The organism is Candidatus Ponderosibacter sp. Uisw_141_02, assembly GCF_048087665.1.
GTDB lineage: Bacteria > Pseudomonadota > Alphaproteobacteria > Puniceispirillales > Puniceispirillaceae > UBA3439.
Map to the genome: position 1 here is coordinate 634,810 of NZ_CP159807.1, position 24,031 is coordinate 658,840.

Consider the following 24,031-nt stretch of genomic DNA (forward strand, 5'->3'; position numbering starts at 1 on the left):
CGTGGTCATCCAATGACCAAATGATGATCTATTTGGGTTATGACCCGATAAAAGCTGTTACATTCCGCTAGGCGGTAATGGCATAAAGCCCTGACCGCTCACCACCAATATGGATGATCTTTTCTGCGCTAATCAGCCGGTTGAATGACCGGTAAACCGTTGGCATCGGAATGTTACGAACCAGATAATGCGATCGGATATCATGGATTGATACTGGTTCGTTAGTATCATTTGATAGTAGTACAACAGCTGCATAGACTTGCTGTTCATTTGCGGTAAAATCAGCCAAGCCAACGTCTTTTTCCATGTCGGTAATGGTTTCAAGCAATCGTGCAAACACGAGGCGGCTAGACACTTGCAAATCTCCTAAACACTTTTAACAACCCGACTAATACGAACAATACTACCACAAGTCCCATAACATCACCAATAATGAAACGCGTTAGCACATTAAAAGTATCCTCAATCGGAAACCGACCTTCAAGAAATAGGGTTGAGAAAAAGGAGTTGATAATCGAACTTAAAAGTCCGGCAAAAACCAGCGTTCGCCAGCTAATCACGCCAGTTAATCTCGGGTAAACATCAATCCGGACAAAACGCATCAACTCGAACGCAACCGGTGCGCATAATGCACCAACCATCGGAATGATAAAATCTGCCTGTGTCAATGAGCCAGTTTCGGGGCGCGTCACAAAATAGACGCAGATCGAGGCGGGAATAAGCGCCAAAATCGATTTTGGCCCAACCATCCATGCTCCTAGCACCCTTACCGCATGGGGTAGGTACAAAAGGCTGACGACAGCAACATTGCGTTCCACCATCACCGTTTCAATCGGCATGATGATCAGAATTTGAAACGCAGCCAAGCCAAGATAAGCAAGAAAAATAAGCACAAACCAATGCGAGAAGAATTTTGAAAAATGCGGGTTCATGGGGTCTTTATAAATCTCATACTGAAGTAAAATTAGATAAAATGCCGGAAAATACACGCAACGGTGCCGGCCAATCTCGGGCTATTAACATTAGATTAATTGTAATGGTCTGATCGCGGCAAGCCAAGGGCGCTTGGCCTGATTTATTCAATTAAAACCAACGAAACATGCCAATTAGCCCTGCTGAAGCGTAAAATAGCTGAAGAAGCATGATGCCACGGTGCTTGCCGAAATGAGCCCACAGGCCAATCAAACCTGCCGACAGAAACAAAAGCAGGAAGCCGATAAATTCCGCGCCGATATTTAACGCAATCAGCATTGAATATAGAATTGCTGTTCCAACACCTGTCCATTCAAGCCATTTTTGCCTATCCATGATGAATGATCTTCTTGCTTTAATGGTGCGCGGTGTTGGAACAATGTTTGTTCGGTTTGTGCTGTCCTATTGTGCGACGAGCCAGCCACCATCGACGTCAATTGTGGTGCCAGTGATAAAATCATTCTCGATCGCAAAGATAATGGCTTGTGCCACTTCGGCAGGATGGCCAGCGCGGTCTACCAGATGGGTTTTTGTGACATTCTGGTAATGTTTGGCGCGATCTTCACCACTCAACGCCACCATTGGCGTGTCGATAATGCCCGGTGAAACCACATTCACCCGCTTTGGTGCGATTTCGGCGGCGATGGCACGCGCCAAGGCTTCAACAGCGCCACCAACAGCCGATAGGGCAATCTGCCCGGGCTTTGGTTTGCGGGCAGGACTGCCGCTAACAAGAACGATGCTTCCATGATCGCAAACATGCGATGCGCCATAGCGCAGAACATTGGCATAGCCCCATAGCTTGTCAAACGAGCCTTGAAAGCCTTTCATATCCATTTCCATGAATGGGCCAAAGGCACGTGAACCGCCGGTGGCTGAATTGACCAGAATGTCGATATCACCTTCAGCATTGAAAAAGGCTTCGACCGCCTCACTGTCACGGCTGTCTAGCGCGGCAAGGCGAATGCCAGCCGGAACATTACCAGCTTTGCTTGGGTCACGGCTTACCGCAACAACATCTGCGCCTTTTTCAACAAGCATAAGACTTGTCGCAAGGCCAATACCTGATGTGCCGCCAAGAACGATGGCTTTTTTACCTGCAATATCCATAATGTCTTTCGATCCTTTATAATCAACAGTAAATCTGAAGACGCCAAGCTAGAGCATTTTGCCCGTCACCAGCAATATGATAATGCCGCCTATCAGTGCTTTTGACGAATTTGTTGCGCCAACTTACCCGTAATATAGCGGCTTTCATTTGAAATTGGCGGATGTATCATCGCCGCTGCGCGCAATCATGGCAAAATGGTTATTTCATTTTGTTAACCATCTTTTTGATTTGGCGAAGGCTGGCGGTAGCTGTTTTCAGGCTTTGTTCCAGCTGTTCAACCTGGGTTTTTAACTGGGCGATCTGGCGTTCAGGCAGGGCTGATTTTGGCGGCTGTTTGCCAAGCCCGCTTAGCAAATAAGGCGGTGAAATATTCAAAATACCAGCAAGCGCAACAAGCTTGTTTGCCCGTGGTTCAGATCGGTCTGCTTCCCATGCTTCATAGGTGTTTGCTCGCACGCCAAGGCGTTTGACAACATCGGCAACACTTAATCCCGATGCTTCGCGTGCCATTGAAATGCGCCCGCCAAGGGTGGTGTCTTCCTCATTTTCGTGGAAAATAGTTCTGTGTGGCATGATAATGGGCCTCGGTGGGATGAAAGGGCAAAGCGACTTGCGAAAAGCGACCTGCCGAGTAAAAATCGATATCCCAAGCCTAACCCGAGCCAAGGATGCCGATCAACCCTTAGCGGTAAATTTGCGGCAATGGATTTGTGGGGCAGCGATGATGATTGATCAGCGATTGACGCAAGCCATGTTCTGGACAAACATCAATCCCTTATCGTGTTCTGGCCGGTCTGGCGATGGCGCGATTTATTGTTTTCGTCAGTGAGGCATATCTGAAATGCTTGTTGTTCAAATTCTAATTGTTGGCATTGTTGCCTGTGCCATTTTCGATCTCTGGCAGCGTGTGTTTCAAAAGATGACAGCGATTCCGCCAAGCAACTGGGCGATGGTGGGGCGATGGAGCCTTGGCTTAATGACCGGTGGTCAATTAATCGCCCGTGATCTTGAATCTCAAGCTGATCGAAAAAATGAACTAGCGGTTGGCTGGCTTGTTCATTACAGCGTCGCGATTGGGTATGCGGCCGTTTATGCGTGGCTTATGCATGCCACTATTTTGCAGGCAGGGTTGATTGATGGCTTGATTTTTGGCGTGATAAGCGTGGCGGTGCCGTGGTTCTTTTTTCTACCTTGTCTTGGCAAAGGTATGTTAGCGCGTTTAGCTCCAAACCCGCCATTGGTTTGCGCATTAGCCTTGATGATGCATTCGCTTTTTGGCGTGTCGATTGGGCTCGGCTTTGCGGTTTTCGCTGGCTAGGGGCGCTTGGCGCAGATTTCCCTTACAATGATTCATTATCAACCGGCTGGATTTTTTTACCAGATAGCGATGCGTTCCTTCCATGATAAGCTGGGCATGCTGGTTCAAAACAATTGCCCGTATTTCGATAATGCCGGTGGTGCGCTGCGGCGTTAATTTGACGATTTCCAGCCCCGGATAGGCGGTATCAACAGCATAAAGCGGGTGATGCATTTCGCCGGAAAAAGATAAAAGCGCAACAAGGCTATCGGCTGTTTGCTGGGGAAATTGTCAGCACCGGCGGCAGTCTGGATAAAAACCTGCAGGCCATGCGCCAACAGTGCTGGATGGCCACGCTCCTTGCAGAATTCGACATCATAATGGATTGGGTCATTGTCGCCCGATGCCAATTGGAATGCCGCAAACAGCGCATCCGTCATTGTTCGTGATGGGATATAGAAAGTTTCGCCAATGGCAAAATCGTCAAACCATCTTGTTTCGGGGCGTGAAGGCGGGGCATGATCATGTCCTTTCAGCGGTGCAGCATTGTGCCTTTAGCGCGTGATTTCATGCACTTCGATAATGTTACCATCAGGGTCATAAAAGAAGATCTGTTGCCAGCCCGCAACCGCTGTTTCGCCCCAATCAGAATAGGCAATGCCCTTTTCCTCAAGATGCGCTTTGAAAGCGGCTAAATCATCGGTGCGATAGGCAATGTGACCACGGTCAAGCGGGTTGACGATATGGCCGGTGCGAAATCCAACTTGCAAATCCTTTTGCGCTAGATGGGTTTGGATATGGCCATCTGAAACAAAGGCAACATCGCCATCATAGCCCTTTTTCTTTTCGAGAACCGGCAATCCTTCGGTTTCGGTTTTTAGCCCCAAAACATCGCGGTAGAAATGATCCATACCAGCAACATTATTGGTTGATAGATTTATATGATGCAGCTTTAACTTCATTTTATCCTCGTTTCTGCGATTTGCCGGTTCTCTATCAATCCAGCTTGTCAAGCTGGCGTCAATCAGAGACAGTGAATTGGCTGATATTTTTACCGATAATTCGCCGCCATTGGCCTTTGGTAAAACTAATCTTTTCGGAGATCGCCAACGGGCCAATATAACCTATGGAGATAGAGCTGATGAAAATGGCAATTGTAACAGGTGCAGCCCGCGGCATTGGACTTGCCACGGCCCGGCTTTTTGTCGATCAGGGCTATCAGGTGGCGATGGTTGATCGCGATGAAGACGCGCTTGATGCGGCGGCGGCGTCACTTGCTGGCGGCACGGCCTTTGTTTGTGATGTGTCTGACCCGGCAGCTGTTGACGAAATGGTTGCTGCGGTTCTGGCGGGTTCAGGGCGGATTGATTGTCTTGTCAATAATGCGGGTGTTGCTGATTTCTGCCCGATTGAAGATACCAGCTTTGCGCGTTGGCGCACTGTTATGGCAACCAATCTTGACGGTGTTTATCTATGTTCGCGGGCGGTTCTTGCCGCGCTGAAGCAAAGCCGTGGCAGCATTGTCAATATTGCTTCGATTTCCGGATTGCGCGCATCAACATTGCGCGTTGCCTATGGCACGTCAAAGGCGGGTGTGATCCATCTAACCCAGCAATTTGCCGCCGAAATGGGTGAATTTGGCATTCGGGTGAATTGCGTGGCACCCGGTCCGGTGCGTACGAAATTGGCAATTGCGGTTCATAGTCAGGCGATTATTGGTGCTTATCATGATGCGATCCCGCTGAACCGCTATGGCAGTGAGACCGAAATTGCCGAGGCGATTGTGTTTCTTGGTTCGGAAAAGGCCAGCTATATTACGGGCCAGACATTGGCGGTTGATGGCGGCTTTGACTCAACCGGTGTTGGCCTGCCCGCCCTGCGTGATTGAGTGGCGTCTTTAAGTGGCGCGTCTGATCGGAGTGGGAGTTTGGCTTAAATTTGGTTTAAATTATGTGGCTAGCCATTGCGTTCAAGCATGACATTGCCACGGGTGCGCGCCGCAGCATGATAGCCATTGGCCAATAGCCAGCTTAGAATATCGCGTTCCCATTGTTCGTTAATGCCATCTTCCATCACAATTAATTTCGGATATTGCGTTTTGGCAATATTTTCAAAAAAGGGAAAAAGCGCGCGATCTTCCATACCTTCAATGTCGATCTTGATCACATCGGCGCGGGCAATGTCATTGATTTTCAAGATTTCAACAAGCGGTAAAACCTCAACATCAATATGCGTTTTGCCAACGCGCTGATTGACGATTGAGCTGCTGCCAAAATCATTATCTGAAATGGTGAGATGCGCGATGCCTTTTGTGGCCCCAATGGCAACATCATGAACGGTAATTTTTGATTGCAAATCATTGAGCGCCATATTGTCGCGCAGCCGCGCCAGAACGGGCGGGTTTGGCTCAATTGCGATGACCTTTCCAGCGCCCATCAGCGCAACATTCAACGCGTAATATCCAATATTGGATCCAATATCGACAAAAACGCCGCCATCGGTCAAATGACGCTTGATCAGCGCTAATTCGGTGGCTTCGCGCTGTTTTGCACTAAACATGATTTTAGATTCGATGGTGTTTTGGCGCGGTTGAAGCCGCAATTTCAAATTCTGGTAAATCAGGTCAACAGGCTTGTCGCCATTGATCCGGTTCCAAAGCTGCGAGAACAGCAACTTTAACCGGCCGCGTCCAAGCCCCATTTTTGCCAGCCCAAGGATAAGGCGGCTAACACCTGTCGGCGCGAAAGTTCCAAATTGTTGCAATGATTCGTAACCTTGCTGAAAATGACGATCTTAAAAAGCCAGTAAACCTAACCTGATCATCTGCTTGATCCAAGAAGATTATGATGCTGCAAAGCCTACCCGCGAAATGGGCGCGGCGCGTGAACCAGCCCTACAAATGATAGGCAATTGTGCCACGGCGGATTGTTTGCATAACGCGAATGTCATTTAGTGACTTTGATGTTTCTAGTGGGTTTTCTGATAAAATTACCAAATCTGCTAATTTACCATTTTCGATTGAGCCTCGTTTGCTGTCTTTAAATACTTGCCATGCTGCATCAATGGTCATGGCACGGAAAGCGGATAGTCTACTGATTTTTTGGGCTTCGCCCAATATCCTTCTGCCATAAGTTCGTCTTTCAACAGCGCAATGCGCCAGATGAAGCGGCCTTGTTGGGGTGACCGAGGCATCATTATGGATTGTGGAACGAATGCCGCGCTGTTGTGCCGATGCGGCAGGTGAAAGGCTGCAGAGGAAAGATTGTGGGGAGTGCACATGCACATTAAGAAGGGGCCGATTCGTGGCCGCCAAATACCCCCCTTTAACCCCTTACAAAGTAATGGGTTAAAGGGGGGTATGTTTACTAATCTTCTGTAAACGGTTCACACTTGTGCATAATGGTTGAGTAACGATTAATAATTTACAGTGGCAGGATGGTAAGAGTGAACGAGTTTTTGTTAGACCTTGTTAATCGACTTGCAGCTGAAATCACATCAGCGGAAGGTCGTGACCGCCGAGGAAAAACAACAGACCAACATCATTTTCTTCACGGGATACAATATTTAGTTATCCAGCTGTGGAAAGGTACCCAAATCCACGATGGTTATGAGGGCAGCATAAACAAGCGTTCAGGATGGTACTCAGAGTATCCGCAATACAGAGACCCAAACCTCACATTCAAACAAACTATTGCTGCTTACAACGGGTTGATTGCCCTTGGCCTCATTGAAGAAACACAACGTGGTTACTTTAATCGTGAAACACTTGAGGGAAGCATCACTCGATTTATCGCCACCGATGATTTGCTGTCCCTGTTATCTGAAATAAAAGAAGACCCATTTGTGGCCATAAAGCCCAACTTGGATGCGCAGTGCATCATTATGCGTGATGAAATTGATGGAAAGAAAAAGCAAGTTCCATATCTGGAAACACCTGCTGTCACCGAAATGCGTGACAACTTAATGTTAATCAATCGCTGTCTAGCGAGCCACTACCCCGATATCCGAATTAGAGATGAGGATTGGATACCTCTTCAACAAAGAATAATGACTGACCCCAAGAAACGGCCAATCGATTTAACCAGATGTTCACTTGTTAGAATTTTTTCTAACGGAAGATTTGACCACGGTGGACGCTTTTACAGAGGGTGGTGGGAGAATGTTCCCAGCGAGTACCGGAAATACATCACAATCGATGGTAAAAGAACAAATGAATATGACTACTCCCAGTTGAACCCGCACATGGTCTACTTTCTTCGAGGCAAAGCAATTGGCAGTGAGGATGCTTACAGCAGGGTATTTGATGGTGAGCATCGTGACCTCGTTAAAGAGGCTTTCAATGCAATGATACAATCATCAACGCCGCTGATTAAAGAGCCAAAAGATATCGATTTGAGTGAGGTTGATTTTGATTGGAAGCATCTGAGACAATCCATCCTCGATGCTCACAAGCCAATAGCTGACATGTTTTTTCAAGGACATGGGAATCACTTGCAATTTGTCGACAGTGTTATGGCTGAAGACATCATGCTAAAATTTGTGAAATCTGATTATGCCCCAGTTTTGCCAGTGCATGACAGTTTCATCATGCATTACGGGCATGGGGAGTTGGGGGAACTAGAAGAAGACATGCGAAGAGCATTTTATGGTCACTTTAAAAAGGACATTAAAGTCAAAGAAGAGATAGGTGCGATGCTTCCGTCTTCATTTGACGGCAAAGATTGGGACGAACTATCATTTGAAGAACAAATTCATGGGCCACCTGAATACAGTCAGTGGGAAGATAGAAACACCTTAAATGATTAAGATAATCATCATATCCATATTTGCTGTTGCACTAGTAATGTTCGCAATGCGCTTAATGCCAAAGCTGCGTTTTTTTATTCAACGGCTATTGCAAAACCCATTCCTAAGGGCAATCCTGTTTAGAGGATTGTGGCGGCTAATTAGGCTGATATTTTTAAAACGATGAGGTTAAGCTGTAAATGCTCAGACTAGTGGCAAATGGTGTTATCGCTTTTTTTGTACTTTGGACATTAGCGGTGTCAGTCGCAGAATTTATTGGGGTCACCATACATTTCCCGTGGGTAATCGCTGGAGTTGATGAAATACCTTTACACCGACTGCAAAGCCTCAGAATAGCCATCCTTCTGACCTTTGCTCATTATGGAGTGCTTCACCTTCTTGGGAAAAATCAGGAATATTTACCAATCCACTTTCTCAGTCAATTTCTGTTCTACCTTGTTATATCAGGCGGGATAATTCTGTACAAAATTGAAGTGTCTGACTGGGAATATGGAATTTTAGCATTATTCACAATTGTTTGGCTTTTAACGGTAATAGCAGCCAAGCCACTAAACCGGGATTATTTTAAGAACAAGTGAACCGAACAGCAACGCTTCAAATTCAATATGTTAACACATGATGCAATGGGGAGGATGGTGCTGGCGGAGAGACTTGAACTCCCAACCGCCCGATTACAAATCGGGTGCTCTACCAATTGAGCCACGCCAGCTATTACCGGCTTTTTAACAGAGATTTCTGCGTGGTCAATAGATGTCAGGTGAAAAAAATGTCTTTTGGCAAAATCTATTCCATTTCATGACTGGTAATTGGCCTAATGCAAAAAGGCATCACGGACGATACTAGCAAGGTGATGTGCCAAAAGGCTTGCTGGCCCGTCAGTGATATAAAGATAAATCATGAATTCGGATAATTTGGGAAGGCCTGCACTGGCGGGGATTTCTTGCCAATCTTCCGGCTCGGTTCCCTTTAAAACGGCGACAATTGCAAGGCCAGCGCTGATATAGGGGATACAATCAACACAGCCTGCCGTAACAAAAGCGAGATCCCATGGGATATTTTCGGCGTCAAGACTGTCGGTTGCATGTTTGCGAAAGATGCAACGCTGTTCATAGGCCAGCGCCAATGGCAAAAGCTGCAGCGGCAAATGCCGAAGCGGGACAAGCTGTTCTGGCGATCATTCGCGCGGCGTTAAAATTATCTTTTGCCGAAAACACGCTGATCACGGCCATCATAGGGTGCCGATCGCCTGAAAATTGCGCTGGGCTAGTTCGTGGGCTAGTTCGCGGGGTAGTTTGCGGCCACCTCTCTTGAACTGGCCAACCTCGTGCTGAATTCAACAGATTTTGGCAAAGGGTTGCCAATATCGGGCGTTCATGCGTTCTGGCGGTTAATCGGCTCTGTACAGGCTGGCGGCGTAAAGCGCGATAGCGGCCGCATTCGACACATTCAGGCTTTCAGCATCATCATTGATATTGATTCGGACAAGCATGTCGCAATGATCGCGGCTCAGGCGGCGCAAACCGCTGCCCTCAGCGCCAAGCATGATGGCAAGCTGTTGATGGGCGGCGAGTGCGCCAACCTCGACATCACCTTCGCCGGCAAGGCCAGCAACCAAAAACCCGTTATTCTGCAATTGTTCAATGGCACGCGCCAGATTCACCACGCGGATCAACGGCACATGATCAAGCGCTCCTGATGCTGTGCGGGCCAGCACGCCATTTTCTTCGGCGGCATTGCGAAATGTGGTGATCAAGCCGGCAACACCAAAGGCGCGTGCCGAGCGCATTATCGCCCCGACATTGCGCGGGTCGGATAGCTGATCAAGAAGCAATAGCCGCACTGGTGACACGCTGTCTGGGTTTGCTGCCATGTCTTGACTGACGACAAGCCCCGCCAGAAAATCGTCAAGATGTGGGGGGTCAAGCGGCCAGACCGCGGCGGCCATGCCTTGATGAACAGCCTTTTCTCCAGCCCCGCCAATGCCATCGAGCCGCGCGCGTTCAATCATTTGCGGCGTGGGGGTATCATTTTGACGCTGCTGGTCAAGATGGCCAATTTCGGTTTCCAGCGCGTCGGCGCTGTCGGCGGCGACATAAAGCTGTTGAACCCGGCGATCCGGATTCGCAAGCGCGGCAAAAACCGCATGGCGTCCCCAGATGAAATAGCCATTTTGTGGGGGTTTTGGGGCGGTCTTGCCAGTTGGGGTGCCGTCTTGCCCGTGATGCGAGGGTCGCTTATTGGCATTATGGCGTCCGCCGCCAGCGTTAACGTCAGCACGATTGGGAATTGGCTTTTGCCGATTTCGGTGCGGGTTTTTCGCCGAATGTTGTTTTTTCGCGCTTTTTGGGGTCATAAGACGACTTCTTTGTTGACAAATTAGCTGTGCCTTTTTATCTCGCAGGATCGTCGTAGCTTTGCAAGGAAAGAGTGTTCGATGAAAATGGCAAACCGGTGGGGTGGCCGAGTGGTTAAAGGCAGCAGACTGTAAATCTGCCCGCGTAGCGTACGTAGGTTCGAATCCTACCCCCACCACCATTGCCAAAAAGAGGAAAGCGTATTTGCGCTGGGTAACGTTGGCAAGCCGCCATCGTTTCGGGTTGAAATCAAACGGGCCGCAATGACGTCGCGTGACGTTGGCCTTTAAATCGAAAAAAAGGGCGAAAGCAAGATGTCCAAGGAAAAGTTTGACCGTTCCAAGCCGCATTGCAACATTGGCACAATTGGCCATGTTGATCATGGCAAGACTTCACTGACCGCAGCGATCACAAAGATTCTGGCTGAGTCTGGCGGCGCTGAATATTCAGCTTATGACCAGATTGACAAGGCGCCTGAAGAGCGCGCCCGCGGTATCACAATTTCAACAGCGCATGTTGAGTATGAGACAGCAAACCGTCACTATGCGCATGTGGATTGTCCGGGTCACGCCGATTATGTGAAGAACATGATCACTGGTGCGGCGCAGATGGATGGTGCGATTTTGGTTGTATCAGCAGCTGATGGGCCAATGCCGCAGACCCGGGAGCATATCTTGTTGGCGCGTCAGGTTGGTGTTCCGGCATTGTGCGTATTCATGAACAAGGTTGATCAGGTTGACGATGAAGAGTTGCTTGAGCTTGTTGAGATGGAAATTCGCGAGCTGTTGTCATCATATGATTTCCCTGGCGATGATATTCCGATCGTTCGTGGTTCAGCCTTGGCAGCATTGGAAGATAGCAATGAGACCATTGGTCGTGAGGCGATCAAGGCATTGATGGAAGCTGTTGATAGTTACATTCCGCAGCCAGAGCGTCCGAAGGATCAGCCATTCTTGATGCCGATTGAGGATGTGTTTTCAATTTCGGGTCGTGGTACGGTTGTGACTGGTCGTATTGAGCGCGGCATTGTGAATGTTGGTGAAGAGATCGAGATTGTTGGTCTGAAGGACACCGTCAAGACAACCTGTACTGGTGTTGAGATGTTCCGCAAGCTTTTGGATCAGGGCGAAGCTGGCGATAATGTTGGTGTGCTTCTTCGTGGTACCAAGCGTGAAGATGTTGAGCGTGGTCAGGTACTGTGTAAGCCGGGTTCAATTGCGCCACATACTGAATTCAAATGTGAGGCCTATGTTCTGACCAAGGATGAGGGCGGTCGTCATACACCGTTTTTCTCGAACTATCGTCCACAATTCTATTTCCGCACAACTGATGTGACCGGATCTGTGGAATTGCCGGAAGGTACCGAGATGGTTATGCCTGGTGATAACATTGCCATGACTGTGACATTGATTGCGCCAATCGCGATGGATGAAGGTCTTCGCTTTGCGATCCGCGAAGGTGGCCGCACCGTTGGTGCCGGCGTCGTCGCAACGGTTATTAAATAATAATGATGACCGGCAATCCTTGGATTGCCGGTCATTTAGGAGTGTAGCTCAATTGGTAGAGCACCGGTCTCCAAAACCGGGGGCTGGGGGTTCGAGCCCCTCCACTCCTGCCAAATAAAAACCCTTTCGGCCGTTCCGGTCGGAAGGGTTTTTCTTTTTCTAAATACCGCGCCATATGCGACGTTAATTAGTTTGATGGCTAGCTAAATATCTGGCTGGCAACAAAAGGAAACTCAATCGATGCGCGCACCCATGGTGATTGATCAAGCGGCTGCCGGTTCTTGCCGGTCATTGTCATTGTCATGGCCGCGGCATTATGGCGGCCTGTCTATGTTGGTTGTCATGGCGGTTCTGTTCGGCCGGCCTGATCTTGCCTTTGCACAATATCCGGGGTTTAGCAGTGATGCCGAACCAGCATCGGTAAGCGCGGGTGACGATGATGCGCCAAGCGGCGGCAGTGGTAATGACGCTTCGACCAATTCAGGTGGCTCTTCAAGTGCCGGTTCAAGTGCTGGGGCGGGGGAAGGTAGCGCCGCCATCGGCAATCAGTCAGGAGGCGACGATCATTCGCGATCAGCGTCAAATGGGTTTGGCGTGGTGGCAAATCGGGTCAAGGCACGGCAAAGCCGCGACTATTATTTTGTGCGAAAGCTTCGTGTCGAATTTGCCGCGATGGAACTTGTTGAGCGTCGAACCGGCATGGCGTTTTCGCGCCATGATGTGCCGCGCTATCTTGATGAATTGCGCGCCGAGCTTGCCAAGATGCGAGGATCAGCAAGCGCGCCAGTACAAAGCCTAGCGCATGACGTTCAGCATATTGATACCGAATTGAACAAGCATATCGACAAATTGCTTGTGATGATTGGCACGCCAACGAATGTTGCCCCACGCTTTGCCTATGGTTTCTTTTCGCCGAATCCACCCTTGCCGAAAACCCCCGATGCGGCCGCGGCAAAAATGGCGGCGATATCGCTGAAATATGAATTGATGGATTACGGCGAAAAGGCCTTGCAGGCAATGGGTGCTGGCTATCGCTAGATGTTATGCGTTTATGGTTTTGCTGGGTTGACCATTTCGTAAAGGCCGGTATGGTCGGCATCCGCCCCAAGATGATCAACCGCGCTTTCCAGATATTCATTCAAGGCCGTGGTGATGGGCGCGTCAAATCCGGCATTTTTGATCAAGTCGCTGGCAATACCGACATCTTTTGCCATCAAACGCAGGAAAAAGCCTGAATCATAGTGGCGTGAAATGATGAAAGGTTCCAACTTGACCTCGGTCGTGTTGTTGCGGCCGGTCGATCCGTTAATGACCTTGGTAAAGGTTTCAGGCGCGATGCCGAATGACTCCGCCGTTGCCAAGGCCTGCATGCTGGCCAGCAAGCCGGCTGCTGAAACATAATTATTTAGCGCCTTCATTGCATGGCCTGCGGCCAGTGGCCCGACATGGGCAACCGTACCAAAACAGGCCAATAGTGTGCCAGCAGCTTTCAGATCGTCCGCGCTACCGCCGGTCATCACCATCAATGTGCCAAGCGCGGCTTTTTTGCGTCCACCTGAAACCGGCGCGTCAATCAGGCGAATACCGCTTTCGCCAAGCTGTTTGCCAAGCGCGATTGTGCCGTCGGGTTGGCTGGATGACATATCAATTAACAGACCGGCAAAACCGACTTGGACAAGGCTGGTCGCAACCTTGGTGACCACGGTGCCATCGGGAAGCATCAAAACGATGGCGTCGCAACTGGCAAGATCATGCAAATTTGCAGCCATGACAACGCCGCATGATGCATCAAGGCGTGCCACCGGATCAAATCCGGTGACGGTGAAACCTGCTTCAACGGGCAAAGGCGCCATAACAGACCCCATTGCGCCCAACCCAACAAACCCAATTGATTTCATGTGAAATAGTTCCCTTTGCCGATGGTCATGGTGGCAGATGATTTTTAATGAGAGATATTCGATGCCAAAACGCTAGCCCATTTTGATAGCGCTGGTAAATGCTGTTTTGCAGCTTTGGCTGATAGTGGCGGATTGAGCCATTACGGTAATCGGGGAAAATTCAAATATTGCGGGCCATATATTTGGGGCTTTTGTTCTTTGGGGCTGCTGTGGCTTGACCTTCATGATGCTTGTCACCAATATGGAAAACCGTTGTTTGCGGATTTGACAGCCGGTCTTCAAAACCACGCTTGCCGTATAATTTCATCAAGCCGTAGGGATAGTTTCATGGGTGACATCCGCGTCTGGGGGCGTAAATCCTCGGTCAATGTTCAACTGGTTCTCTGGACGCTTGATGAGCTAAATCTTACTTATCAGCGAGTTGATGCCGGCTTTGTTTACGGTGTGGTTGATACAGATGCGTTCAAGGCAATGAATCCTAATGGCCGTGTGCCGGTCTTGATTGATGGTGATGGCCAGCCGATTTTTGAATCGGCTTCGATATTGCGCTATCTTGCCAACCTATATGGTGACGATGTTTTTTGGCCAAAAGATGCGGCCGCGCGGGCGCAGATTGATAAATGGGCCGAATGGGCAAAATGGAATTTCGGTCATATTTTCATTATGAATCTATTTTGGAAATTGGTTCGCACGCCGGTTGATGAAATTGACCATGCCGCTGTTGCCGCGGCGTTGGTGACGGTTGAAGACATCCTGGCGATAGCCGATGCCAAGCTTGCCAAAAGCACCTATCTTGCCGGTGATGATTTCACGCTTGCTGATATCGCCTTGGGCTATTGTTTATATCGCTATTACGATATTGATGTCGTGCGGCGTGATTTGCCGCATGTGCGGCGCTATTACGAACTGCTATGCCAGCGGCCGGCTTACCGGTTGCATGTGATGGTGTCCTATGATGAATTGCGGGTTTGATTTGTTGCTTTGATTGGCCGTTCTGATTGATCCGTTTTATGCTGGCTGTTATTGGCCTGACCTTTTGAGACTATCCCGGAGTATCGATGTCATCACCGGCTATGTTGCCCGTAAAGGTGCCGCCCATTGGGGTGCTGACTCTTGCGGCATCGAGCGCTAATCTTGGTCTGGCCATTTTGTCACCCGTTATCACCATTTTGCGTGATGATTTTTCAGCCTCGGCCGATCGGGCACAGCTTGTGCTAAGTGCTTTTATGCTGTCGGTTGCGATCAGCCAATTAATCAGCGGGTCACTGTCTGACCGGTTTGGCCGCAAAAAGGTTTTGCTTGGCGGTTCGGTGATTTTCATCATTGGCGGCATTGGCGCGCTATTATCGACAACAATTGATATGTTGATCGGCTTTCGGATTTTGCAAGGCGCGGGTGCTGCGGCCTGCATGACGATGGGGCGGGTGATCGTGAATGATGTCTATCAGGACAGTGAGGCGGCGCGCAAATTATCAATTGTCAGCAGCGCGCAGGCCATTGTGCCAGCGCTTGGATTTGCCTTTGGCGGGGTGATTGCCGAATTTATTGGCTGGCGGGGTAGTATTGGCATCATGGTGATGGGCGCACTGTTGATTGCGGTCATGTCTTATCTTTTTATTGACGAATCGCGGCGCGGTGATCCGGTGCTGTTTCGATCGGCATCATTGATTGCCGCTTATCTGGCTTTGCTTAAAACACCGGGTGTCATGCTTCATGGTCTAACAAGCGGTCTTGCGGTGGGTATGTTTTTCGCGATGGGCGGGGCAATGCCCTATGAATTTGACCGGATGGGGATCGGCCCGCTGGAATATGGGCTGTTCTTTGCCATGACCTCGGTTGGCTATATTCTCGGTAATTTTATCAATGGTTTGCTGGTTGGGCGAGTTGGCGTTGTCCACATGGCCTATCTTGGCAGCCTGCTAACGGCGCTGGTGCCAATGCTGATGCTGGCTGGGGGTTTGACCGGCTTGTTGACGCCTTTATGGCTGTCGTTTTTATGTTTCTGTTTTGGTGTCTGCAACGGGCTTGTCATTGCGAATGCAATGATTTGCAGCATGCGCGCCGCCGGCCGCAATAGCGGTGCGGGTACTGGTCTTTTGGGCGCAATGCAGATGCTGTTTGGCGGGGTTGCGGGAAGCGCAATCATTGCGCTTGGCGGTGCCGATCATTTTAGCGTAACGGCAACCGGTTTGCTCATCATGGCGCTATGTGCTGCCTTGTCATCTTTTCTGGCGCCAAATTCACGATAAATGGTTGCCTTCGTGCGATGGTTTTGATAGAAGCCCTCATCCAAGGATGTGCGTCCAGCCTTTCACGGTAGAAATTGCTAGTATCGATTTTAAAGATGCTGGCCGTTAGCCTGATCGAAAACCCACGGAAAACGTAGGGTGCTGTTTGTTATGTCGTGGTTAATTAGAACTTGAATTGGCAGATATCGATGGCTAAAGTGTCGCCCGCACAATTTGTTAGACAGGTCCGTCAGGAAATCAACCGGATTTCTTGGGCGTCTAGGCGTGAAACCGGCACTGCTACATTGACTGTGTTTATAATGACAACCATCGCCGCATTGTTTTTTCTGTTGGTTGATTGGGTTTTGTCGAATGGTGTCCAATTTGTTCTTGGCCTTGGTGGTTAAGAACGAAGTGGCTTTTTGTTGTTTCGTTCCGGCGAATCGCATCGGGAAAGAATGGTAATGGCCAAGCGTTGGTATGTCCTTCATGTCTTCTCAGGATCTGAGAAAAAGGTCGCACAGTCTATCCGTGAGCAAGCCGTCACGCATGGACTAGAAGGTCAGGTAGAAGACGTCATGGTTCCGACCGAGAATGTGGTTGAGGTCAAGCGCGGTGTCCGCGTTGAAGGCGAGCGTAAATTTTTCCCGGGTTACATTCTGGTGAAATTGGAATTAAGTGACGAAGCGTGGCAAATGGTTACAAGCCAGCCGCGCGTAACCGGTTTCCTTGGTGGAAAAGGCCGTCCAATTCCTATCACCGACAAAGAGGCTGAGCGTCTGATCCGTCAGGTTAGCGAGGGGGTCGAGCGTCCGCGCACGACAATTACCTTTGATATCGGCGAGCAGGTGCGGGTGGCTGATGGGCCATTTGCGTCATTCAACGGCTTTGTTGAAGAAGCCGATGATGATAAGGCGCGGTTGAAGGTGGCAGTGTCGATCTTTGGTCGGTCAACGCCGGTTGAGCTGGAATATAGTCAGGTCGAAAAAATATAAAGTTTTAACATGCCGTACCTTTTGGGCGGTAAATGAACAAAACGCCTGCAGGTGGCAGGCGGTATCGATGTCAGGGAAGCATTAAGATGGCAAAGAAGATCCAAGGTTACATCAAGCTAAATATTCCGGCAGGCGCGGCCAACCCGTCGCCTCCAGTTGGACCGGCATTGGGCCAGCGTGGTGTCAACATCATGGAATTTTGTAAGGCGTTTAACGCGGCAACAAATTCACTGGAAAAGAACATGCCAGTACCGGTGGTCATCACCGTGTTTCAGGACAAGTCGTTTTCTTTTGTCACAAAAACTGCACCAGTTAGCTATTTCTTGAAAAAAGCGGCTGGTCTGAAAAGCGGATCAAAAGAGCCAGGCCGTTCGGTCGCTGGTAAAGTCACAATGGCGCAGGTGCGCGAAATTGCCGATCAGAAGATGGGCGATATGAATGCAGTTGACGTCGAAGGCGCAATGCAAATGGTTTTGGGATCTGCCCGTGCCATGGGCCTCGAAGTCGTGGAGGGCTAAGAACATGGCAAGAAATAGCAAAAATTTAAAAGCAGCCTATGCAGCAATCGACCGGAACAAAGCCTATGGACTTGCCGAAGCGGTGTCTCTGGTAAAAGGCAATGCAAAAGCAAAATTTGATGAGACCATCGAAATTGCGATGAATCTTGGCGTTGACCCGCGCCACGCAGATCAGATGGTTCGCGGTGTTGTTGCCATGCCAAACGGCACCGGCAAGACCATGCGCGTTGCCGTATTTGCCAAAGATGCCAAGGCTGATGAAGCCAAAGCAGCGGGTGCTGACCTCGTTGGTGCTGAAGATCTGGCCGAAGCCATCCAGAATGGCGAGTCAGGCTTTGACCGGGTGATTGCAACCCCTGATATGATGGGTGTTGTTGGTCGTCTTGGTAAGGTGCTTGGCCCACGCGGTTTGATGCCAAACCCGAAATTGGGAACAGTAACTGCCGATGTGACTGCGGCGGTGAATGCTGCCAAAGCTGGTGAAGTTCAGTATCGCGCTGAAAAGGCAGGTGTTGTTCATGCTGGTATTGGCAAGGCAAGCTTTGACGAAGCCAAAATCGTTGAGAATGCAACAGCCTTTATCGACGCGGTTCGCAAAGCGCGCCCATCAGGTGCCAAAGGCCAGTATGTAAAAAAGATTACTATCTCATCAACAATGAGCGCTGGTGTGTTCGTTGAGGATGCGGCCGCACAATAAGGCCGAAACACAGATTTTTCAGCCGCTGCCATTCGGTGTGGCTGAAAATTAGGGGCAAATGCAAGAATCGCAAATGCCCCGCACCTGTCCAAGACTACGGGGGTGCTGCCATCGGCAGGACTTAATCACCCGTAATAGACGGGGAGCAAGAGTGGATTATACCGCTTGAACTTCTTATGGGCAGGCCAGCGGACTGGCGATAATCGTTAGTCCATTTTGCAACAAGGCAGGTCGTGGTTGGCCCACACTGCCCAAACGAGAGCGGAGACGATCGGTGAATAGAACAGAAAAAGCCGAACTGATCGAAACGCTGCAATCAGCCTTCAATGAGTCATCAACAATTGTTGTGGCGCATCAGGCTGGTATGACCGTTGCGGAAAGCGGTGACCTGCGCAAAAAAATGCGGGACGCCGAAGCTGGCTTCAAGGTAACCAAAAATCGGATTGCCAAGCTAGCGCTTAAAGGTACGCGCTTCGAAGATCTTGACAGCCTGTTCACTGGACCAACAGCCGTTGGTATGTCGCAAGACCCAGTTTCAGCTGCCAAAATCCTCGTCGATTATGCCAAGGGAAACAAAAAGCTGACCATTGTTGGCGGCAGCATGGACGGGAAAACTCTCGACAAAGCTGGCGTTGAAGCACTGGCCACAATGCCTTCTCTTGACGAATTGCGTGGCAAGCTTGTCGGGCTTATCCAAGCTCCGGCAGTCAAAATTGCTCGGGTTACGCAGGCTCCGGCCGGCAAAGTTGCCCGTGTGATCAAGGCACGTGAAGACCAATTGCAGCAAGGGGCATAATGCCCTCAATCAGAAGTTCAAGCCTTTATGGAGTATATCATGGCTGATATCGCAAAAATCGCAGAAGACCTTTCTAACCTGACAGTTCTTGAAGCTGCTGAATTAGCAACCATGCTAGAAGAGAAGTGGGGCGTTTCTGCCGCTGCTGCTCCTATGGCTGTTGCAATGCCTGCTGGTGGTGACGCCGGTGGCGCAGCAGAAGAAAAGACTGAATTTGATGTAATCTTGGCGGCCGCAGGGGCTTCAAAGATCAACGTCATTAAAGAAGTCCGCACCGTCACCGGTCTTGGCTTGAAAGAAGCTAAAGATCTGGTTGAAGACGCACCAAAGGCTGTCAAAGAAGGCGTGTCTAAGGACGAAGCCGAGCAGATCAAAGCAAAGCTTGAAGAAGCTGGCGCAACTGTCGAAGTTAAATAACTTGGCAGCACAGCTGATTTCTTAGCTGTCTAAAATATTTTGCACCGGGTGGTTTCGGCTGTCCGGTGCAAGTTCGTTTAATAATTGGCGGTTTTATAACCGGTCCGAAACCCATTTAAAAAGCGCGGATGGCTATCAAATTTGGTCACTGGCAGCTGGAATTTTGACGAGGGATCACTGATGGCATCGCATGTAAGCACTCTGGACAGCCGCAAACGGGTACGTCGCACTTTCGGTCAACTTGAAGAAGTGACCCCAATGCCCAATCTTATTGATGTTCAGCGTTCCAGCTACGATACCTTCTTGCAGATGGATGTGGCCTCGCACGAGCGTGATGGGCTTGGTTTGCAGGAAACGTTCAAATCGGTCTTTCCGATCGAGGATTTTGCCGGACGGTCAATTCTTGAATTTGTCTCTTATGACCTTGAGACCCCAAAATATGATGTTGAAGAATGCCAGCAGCGCGGTTTGACCTATGCGTCGCCGCTGCGCGTAACGCTTCGGCTTGTTGTCTGGGAAGAAAACGAAGACACGGGTTCACGCTCGATCCGCGATATCAAGGAACAGGATGTCTATATGGGCGATATGCCTTTGATGACATCGAACGGTACCTTTATCGTTAATGGCACCGAGCGTGTTATCGTATCGCAGATGCACCGTTCTCCGGGCGTGTTTTTCGACCATGACCGTGGCAAAACTCATGCATCTGGTAAATTGCTATTTGCCGCGCGCGTTATCCCTTATCGCGGGTCTTGGCTGGATTTTGAATTTGATGCCAAAGACATTTTGAATGTAAGGATTGACCGCAAGCGCAAGCTGCCGGCAACAACCTTCATGATGGCACTCCCCGATGATAAATCGCTTGTCTATCTTGATGGCTGTGCGGAAAGCGGCGATACCGTTGATCCAAGCAAGATTGTTGGCATGAGCCGTGAAGAAATTCTCGGCCATTTCTACAAATCAGTAACCTATCGTCGTCAGGGTGACGGCTGGGCCTATGATTTTGATGTTGAGTCACTTAAAGGCAGCAAGCTAATCCGTGATTTGGTTGATGCCAAAACCAAAAAGGTCATCGCCAGTGCTGGCACGAAAATGACCCCGCGCTCGCTGAACAAGCTGGCTGAAGCCGGTGTGAAGGCGGTTCTTGTTGGCGATTCTGATCTTCTTGGCCGGTTTGCCGCTGAAGATGTTGTTAACATGACCACCGGCGAAGTCTTTGCCGAAGCTGGTGACGAGATTACCGAAGATCTGTTGGCCAAGTTTGAGGCGAATGGTACCAAAGAAATCAGCATCCTATTCATCGACAATGTGAATTACGGCCCGCATCTTCGCAATACGCTTGCCGCCGACCGCAATACCTGTCGTGAAGAAGCGCTGGTCGATATTTACCGTGTCATGCGTCCGGGTGAGCCGCCAACATTGGAAAGCTCACACGGCCTGTTCCAGAGCCTGTTCTTCAATTCCGACCGTTATGATTTGTCATCGGTTGGCCGCGTGAAGATGAATTCACGCCTTGAAATGGAAACCGACGACAATCTTCGTGTTCTGCGTAAGCAGGATGTGATGGCCATTCTGAAAGTCCTTGTCAGCTTGAAAGACGGTCAGGGCGACATTGACGATATCGACCATCTTGGCAACCGCCGCGTGCGCTCGGTCGGTGAATTGATGGAAAACCAGTATCGCATCGGCTTGCTTCGTATGGAGCGGGCAATTCGCGAACGGATGGGCTCGGTCGAGATCGATACGGTTATGCCTGCCGATCTGATTAATGCCAAGCCGGCCGCCGCTGCGGTTCGTGAATTTTTCGGCTCATCACAATTGTCGCAATTTATGGATCAGACCAATCCTTTGTCTGAAATCACCCACAAGCGTCGTGTTTCGGCTCTTGGGCCGGGTGGTTTGACCCGTGAACGTGCGGGCTTTGAGGTGCGCGATGTGCATCCAACCCATTATGGCCGTATCTGCCCAATTGAAACACCTGAAGGCCCGAATATTGGTTTGATCAACTCATTGGCTACTTTTGCCAAGATCAACCGCTATGGCTTTATCGAAACACCTTATCGCAAGGTTGTTGAGGGTAAGGTTACCGCCGAAGTGCGTTATATTTCGGCAATGGAAGAAGGCCGCTATACAATCGCGCAGGCAAATGCCGAATTGGATGGTGACAATAAATTTGTTGGTGAATTGATCCCCGTTCGCCGGTCAGGCGACATTGGGCTTGCCCGTCCAACCGATATTGAATTGATGGATGTGTCGCCGAAACAGTTGGTTTCAGTTGCCGCCGCCTTGATCCCGTTCCTTGAGAATGACGATGCGAACCGCGCCCTGATGGGATCGAACATGCAGCGTCAGGCAGTTCCACTTTTGCGCGCCGAGGCACCAATCGTTGGTACTGGCATGGAAGCGCGGGTTGCCCGTGATTCAGGCGTGACAATCGTGGCCCGCCGCGCCGGTGTGATTGATCAGGTTGACGCAACGCGCGTCGTGGTTCGTGCCAGTGAAGATACCGAAGGCAATGTCTCGCCTGTCGATATCTACAGCCTGCTGAAATTCCAGCGTTCAAACCAGAACACAACGGTAAACCAGCGTCCGCTTGTCAAAGTGGGTGATACGGTTCGCCGCGGTGATATCATTGCTGATGGCCCATCAACCGAAGATGGTGAATTGGCGCTTGGTCGTAACGTGCTTGTGGCCTTCATGCCATGGAATGGTTACAATTTTGAGGACTCAATCCTGATTTCTGAGCGTATCGTTCGTGATGACGTCTTTACTTCGATCCACATTGAGGAATATGAGGTCATGGCGCGTGATACCAAGCTTGGTCAGGAAGAAATCACCCGCGATATTCCGAATGTTGGTGAAGAAGCCCTGAAAAATCTGGATGAGGCCGGCATTGTTTATGTCGGCGCAGAAGTTGGACCAGGTGATATTCTTGTTGGTAAAGTCACGCCAAAGGGCGAGTCACCAATGACACCGGAAGAAAAGCTGCTTCGTGCCATCTTTGGTGAAAAAGCATCTGACGTCCGTGACACATCACTTAAACTGCCACCGGGCGGGTCGGGTACCATTGTTGAGGTTCGGGTCTTCTCGCGCCGCGGCGTGGAAAAAGACGAACGCGCCTTGGCCATTGACCGCGCTGAAATTGACCGCCTTGGAAAAGACCGTGATGACGAGCGGGCAATTCTAGAGCGTGGTTTCCAAGGCCGGATGAGTGAGCTTTTCGAAGGGCAAACCCTTGCAAGCGGACCAAAAGGCATGAAAGCTGGTACCAAGCTAAGCCAGGAGATTCTTGACGAATTACCAAAATCACAATGGCAGCAGATCGCGGTCAAGGATGATGCGGTTCAAAAGCTGGTCGAAGCACAGATTGCCAACTTTGAAACAGCCGTTGCGGCGTTGCAGGCGCGCTTTACCGATAAGGTAGACAAGCTGCAGGGCGGTGATGAATTGCTGCCCGGCGTTATGAAGATGGTCAAAGTCTTTGTGGCGATTAAGCGCAAGCTTCAGCCAGGTGATAAAATGGCTGGCCGTCATGGTAACAAGGGTGTGATTTCACGGATCGTGCCAATGGAAGATATGCCATATCTGGATGACGGAACACCGGTTGATATCGTGTTGAACCCGCTTGGCGTGCCATCACGAATGAATGTCGGACAGATTCTGGAAACGCATCTTGGCTGGGCCGCGCGCGGCCTTGGCAAACAGGTTGGTGCTGCCGCCGAAGCGGCACGCGCCAGTCTCGACACCAAGCCAATCCGCAAAATGCTGGCCGATATCTACAGCAAAGAACAATATGATGCTGAATTGGCTGTCATGGATGATGATCAAATCATCGAACAGGCAGGTATTTTGGCACGCGGCGTTCCAATGGGTACGCCAGTGTTTGACGGTGCGCGTGAAGCCGATGTCATTTCGCTTCTTGGCATGGCAAATCTTAGCCATACCGGACAGGAATGGTTGACCGATGGCCGTACAGGTGAGGTCTTTGACCGGCAAGTGACCGTTGGCTACATCTATATGTTAAAGCTGCATCACCTTGTCGATGACAAGATCCATGCGCGTTCGATTGGTCCTTACTCGCTTGTTACCCAGCAGCCGCTTGGTGGTAAAGCGCAATTCGGTGGCCAGCGCTTTGGTGAGATGGAAGTCTGGGCGCTTGAAGCCTATGGCGCCGCCTACACCTTGCAGGAAATGCTTACTGTCAAATCGGATGATGTTTCAGGCCGAACCAAGGTTTATGAAGCGATCGTTCGCGGCGATGATGATTTTGAGTCCGGCATTCCGGAATCCTTTAATGTTCTTGTCAAAGAGCTTCGCTCGCTTGGCTTGAATGTGGATCTCCATGAGGCTGAATATTAAACCGGCATCTGACCAGCCTTGTTATCAGGGCTGGTCTGGCTGACCTAAACGCAATTGACTCACACGACACCAACTAAT

27 protein-coding genes, 3 tRNA genes and 1 pseudogene are annotated in these 24,031 nt (G+C 49.9%); 18 read left to right on the forward strand and 13 right to left on the reverse strand.

All coding sequences use genetic code 11. The annotated features are described in order from the left end of the window. Nucleotides 1–67: 67 nt before the first annotated feature. The 5 genes from ABXT40_RS03170 to ABXT40_RS03190 form a co-directional block, all read right to left on the reverse strand. Complete coding sequence (locus ABXT40_RS03170) at nucleotides 68–355, reverse strand: hypothetical protein (protein WP_443646393.1); 288 nt, start codon at nucleotides 353–355, stop codon at nucleotides 68–70. Further along, nucleotides 348–893, reverse strand: coding sequence for a hypothetical protein (locus ABXT40_RS03175; RefSeq protein ID WP_443646394.1), 546 nt, complete (start codon nucleotides 891–893; stop codon nucleotides 348–350). Before ABXT40_RS03175 ends, ABXT40_RS03170 begins: the two co-directional genes overlap by 8 nt. A gap of 190 nt (nucleotides 894–1,083) precedes the next feature. Then, nucleotides 1,084–1,308: a hypothetical protein gene (locus tag ABXT40_RS03180; protein WP_443646395.1), complete on the reverse strand. Its 225-nt coding sequence runs from the start codon at nucleotides 1,306–1,308 to the stop codon at nucleotides 1,084–1,086. Nucleotides 1,309–1,374: 66 nt separating this feature from the next. Continuing rightward, nucleotides 1,375–2,082: an SDR family oxidoreductase gene (locus ABXT40_RS03185; protein ID WP_443646396.1), complete on the reverse strand. Its 708-nt coding sequence runs from the start codon at nucleotides 2,080–2,082 to the stop codon at nucleotides 1,375–1,377. A gap of 199 nt (nucleotides 2,083–2,281) precedes the next feature. After that, nucleotides 2,282–2,656: a helix-turn-helix domain-containing protein gene (locus tag ABXT40_RS03190; protein WP_443646397.1), complete on the reverse strand. Its 375-nt coding sequence runs from the start codon at nucleotides 2,654–2,656 to the stop codon at nucleotides 2,282–2,284. A gap of 268 nt (nucleotides 2,657–2,924) precedes the next feature. Between ABXT40_RS03190 and ABXT40_RS03195 the strand changes: the two genes are divergently transcribed. After that, on the forward strand, nucleotides 2,925–3,401 hold the full coding sequence (locus tag ABXT40_RS03195; RefSeq protein ID WP_443646398.1) for a DUF2938 family protein: 477 nt from the start codon (nucleotides 2,925–2,927) through the stop codon (nucleotides 3,399–3,401). A 51-nt stretch (nucleotides 3,402–3,452) separates the two neighbouring features. On the opposite strand, the pseudogene ABXT40_RS03200 reads toward ABXT40_RS03195, so the two are convergent. Both ABXT40_RS03200 and ABXT40_RS03205 read right to left on the reverse strand, forming a co-directional pair. After that, nucleotides 3,453–3,916: pseudogene (locus ABXT40_RS03200) on the reverse strand (MaoC family dehydratase); the annotation flags it as partial. 18 nt (nucleotides 3,917–3,934) lie between these two features. Beyond that, nucleotides 3,935–4,342, reverse strand: a complete 408-nt coding sequence (locus ABXT40_RS03205; protein WP_443646399.1) for a VOC family protein — start codon at nucleotides 4,340–4,342, stop codon at nucleotides 3,935–3,937. A gap of 179 nt (nucleotides 4,343–4,521) precedes the next feature. On the opposite strand from ABXT40_RS03205, the gene ABXT40_RS03210 reads away from it, so the two are divergent. Further along, nucleotides 4,522–5,268 carry an SDR family NAD(P)-dependent oxidoreductase gene (locus ABXT40_RS03210; RefSeq protein ID WP_443646400.1) on the forward strand — a complete coding sequence of 249 codons (747 nt, stop codon included), beginning with the start codon at nucleotides 4,522–4,524 and terminating at the stop codon, nucleotides 5,266–5,268. Between the two features lie 68 nt (nucleotides 5,269–5,336). Here the strand turns inward: ABXT40_RS03210 and ABXT40_RS03215 are convergent, their stop codons facing one another. Both ABXT40_RS03215 and ABXT40_RS03220 read right to left on the reverse strand, forming a co-directional pair. After that, complete coding sequence (locus tag ABXT40_RS03215) at nucleotides 5,337–6,143, reverse strand: FkbM family methyltransferase (RefSeq protein WP_443646401.1); 807 nt, start codon at nucleotides 6,141–6,143, stop codon at nucleotides 5,337–5,339. A 130-nt stretch (nucleotides 6,144–6,273) separates the two neighbouring features. Further along, nucleotides 6,274–6,693 carry an amidohydrolase family protein gene (locus ABXT40_RS03220; protein ID WP_443646402.1) on the reverse strand — a complete coding sequence of 140 codons (420 nt, stop codon included), beginning with the start codon at nucleotides 6,691–6,693 and terminating at the stop codon, nucleotides 6,274–6,276. A gap of 131 nt (nucleotides 6,694–6,824) precedes the next feature. Between ABXT40_RS03220 and ABXT40_RS03225 the strand changes: the two genes are divergently transcribed. Together ABXT40_RS03225 and ABXT40_RS03230 are read left to right on the forward strand one after the other, a co-directional pair. Continuing rightward, on the forward strand, nucleotides 6,825–8,186 hold the full coding sequence (locus ABXT40_RS03225; protein WP_443646403.1) for a hypothetical protein: 1,362 nt from the start codon (nucleotides 6,825–6,827) through the stop codon (nucleotides 8,184–8,186). A gap of 191 nt (nucleotides 8,187–8,377) precedes the next feature. Beyond that, a complete protein-coding gene (locus ABXT40_RS03230) occupies nucleotides 8,378–8,764 on the forward strand; it encodes a hypothetical protein (protein ID WP_443646404.1) in 387 nt (128 codons plus the stop codon). Between the two features lie 55 nt (nucleotides 8,765–8,819). Here ABXT40_RS03230 and ABXT40_RS03235 read toward each other — a convergent pair. Together ABXT40_RS03235 and ABXT40_RS03240 are read right to left on the reverse strand one after the other, a co-directional pair. Continuing rightward, nucleotides 8,820–8,895, reverse strand: a tRNA-Thr gene (locus ABXT40_RS03235). A gap of 102 nt (nucleotides 8,896–8,997) precedes the next feature. After that, nucleotides 8,998–9,309, reverse strand: a complete 312-nt coding sequence (locus tag ABXT40_RS03240) for a hypothetical protein (protein WP_443646405.1) — start codon at nucleotides 9,307–9,309, stop codon at nucleotides 8,998–9,000. Between ABXT40_RS03240 and ABXT40_RS03245 the strand changes: the two genes are divergently transcribed. After that, entirely contained in the window at nucleotides 9,309–9,497 is a 189-nt protein-coding gene (locus ABXT40_RS03245; RefSeq protein ID WP_443646406.1) for a hypothetical protein, read from the forward strand. The two genes, ABXT40_RS03240 and ABXT40_RS03245, sit on opposite strands and share 1 nt — an antisense overlap. A 76-nt stretch (nucleotides 9,498–9,573) precedes the next feature. Here the strand turns inward: ABXT40_RS03245 and ABXT40_RS03250 are convergent, their stop codons facing one another. Further along, entirely contained in the window at nucleotides 9,574–10,539 is a 966-nt protein-coding gene (locus tag ABXT40_RS03250; RefSeq protein ID WP_443646407.1) for a TrmH family RNA methyltransferase, read from the reverse strand. A gap of 97 nt (nucleotides 10,540–10,636) precedes the next feature. Here ABXT40_RS03250 and ABXT40_RS03255 point away from each other — a divergent pair. The 4 genes from ABXT40_RS03255 to ABXT40_RS03270 all read left to right on the forward strand — a co-directional run bounded on the left by ABXT40_RS03255 (nucleotide 10,637) and on the right by ABXT40_RS03270 (nucleotide 13,083). Then, nucleotides 10,637–10,721 (forward strand) — tRNA-Tyr (locus ABXT40_RS03255). Nucleotides 10,722–10,854: 133 nt separating this feature from the next. Next, the gene (gene tuf, locus ABXT40_RS03260) at nucleotides 10,855–12,045 is read left to right on the forward strand and encodes an elongation factor Tu (RefSeq protein ID WP_443646408.1); all 1,191 of its coding nucleotides are present in this window, start codon (nucleotides 10,855–10,857) and stop codon (nucleotides 12,043–12,045) included. Nucleotides 12,046–12,082: 37 nt separating this feature from the next. Further along, nucleotides 12,083–12,158: transfer RNA gene (locus ABXT40_RS03265), tRNA-Trp, on the forward strand. A gap of 127 nt (nucleotides 12,159–12,285) precedes the next feature. Continuing rightward, a complete protein-coding gene (locus tag ABXT40_RS03270) occupies nucleotides 12,286–13,083 on the forward strand; it encodes a hypothetical protein (RefSeq protein WP_443646409.1) in 798 nt (265 codons plus the stop codon). Between the two features lie 11 nt (nucleotides 13,084–13,094). On the opposite strand, the gene ABXT40_RS03275 is transcribed toward ABXT40_RS03270, so the two are convergent. Then, on the reverse strand, nucleotides 13,095–13,943 hold the full coding sequence (locus ABXT40_RS03275; protein WP_443646410.1) for an NAD(P)-dependent oxidoreductase: 849 nt from the start codon (nucleotides 13,941–13,943) through the stop codon (nucleotides 13,095–13,097). A 327-nt stretch (nucleotides 13,944–14,270) separates the two neighbouring features. On the opposite strand from ABXT40_RS03275, the gene ABXT40_RS03280 reads away from it, so the two are divergent. From ABXT40_RS03280 to rpoB, 9 genes are all read left to right on the forward strand, one after another. Then, complete coding sequence (locus ABXT40_RS03280; protein ID WP_443646411.1) at nucleotides 14,271–14,915, forward strand: glutathione S-transferase family protein; 645 nt, start codon at nucleotides 14,271–14,273, stop codon at nucleotides 14,913–14,915. Between the two features lie 86 nt (nucleotides 14,916–15,001). Further along, nucleotides 15,002–16,192, forward strand: a complete 1,191-nt coding sequence (locus tag ABXT40_RS03285; protein ID WP_443646412.1) for an MFS transporter — start codon at nucleotides 15,002–15,004, stop codon at nucleotides 16,190–16,192. Nucleotides 16,193–16,380: 188 nt separating this feature from the next. Continuing rightward, on the forward strand, nucleotides 16,381–16,578 hold the full coding sequence (secE, locus tag ABXT40_RS03290) for a preprotein translocase subunit SecE (protein WP_443646413.1): 198 nt from the start codon (nucleotides 16,381–16,383) through the stop codon (nucleotides 16,576–16,578). Between the two features lie 57 nt (nucleotides 16,579–16,635). After that, nucleotides 16,636–17,166, forward strand: coding sequence for a transcription termination/antitermination protein NusG (nusG, locus tag ABXT40_RS03295; RefSeq protein WP_443646414.1), 531 nt, complete (start codon nucleotides 16,636–16,638; stop codon nucleotides 17,164–17,166). Nucleotides 17,167–17,252: 86 nt separating this feature from the next. Further along, on the forward strand, nucleotides 17,253–17,684 hold the full coding sequence (gene rplK / locus ABXT40_RS03300) for a 50S ribosomal protein L11 (RefSeq protein ID WP_443646415.1): 432 nt from the start codon (nucleotides 17,253–17,255) through the stop codon (nucleotides 17,682–17,684). Between the two features lie 4 nt (nucleotides 17,685–17,688). Next, on the forward strand, nucleotides 17,689–18,381 hold the full coding sequence (gene rplA / locus ABXT40_RS03305) for a 50S ribosomal protein L1 (protein WP_443646416.1): 693 nt from the start codon (nucleotides 17,689–17,691) through the stop codon (nucleotides 18,379–18,381). 274 nt (nucleotides 18,382–18,655) lie between these two features. Next, nucleotides 18,656–19,177 (forward strand): 50S ribosomal protein L10, encoded by a 522-nt coding sequence (gene rplJ / locus ABXT40_RS03310; protein ID WP_443646417.1) that lies wholly within the window; start codon nucleotides 18,656–18,658, stop codon nucleotides 19,175–19,177. 39 nt (nucleotides 19,178–19,216) lie between these two features. Continuing rightward, nucleotides 19,217–19,594 carry a 50S ribosomal protein L7/L12 gene (rplL, locus tag ABXT40_RS03315; RefSeq protein ID WP_443646418.1) on the forward strand — a complete coding sequence of 126 codons (378 nt, stop codon included), beginning with the start codon at nucleotides 19,217–19,219 and terminating at the stop codon, nucleotides 19,592–19,594. 180 nt (nucleotides 19,595–19,774) lie between these two features. After that, entirely contained in the window at nucleotides 19,775–23,953 is a 4,179-nt protein-coding gene (gene rpoB / locus ABXT40_RS03320) for a DNA-directed RNA polymerase subunit beta (RefSeq protein ID WP_443646419.1), read from the forward strand. Nucleotides 23,954–24,031 lie beyond the last annotated feature (78 nt).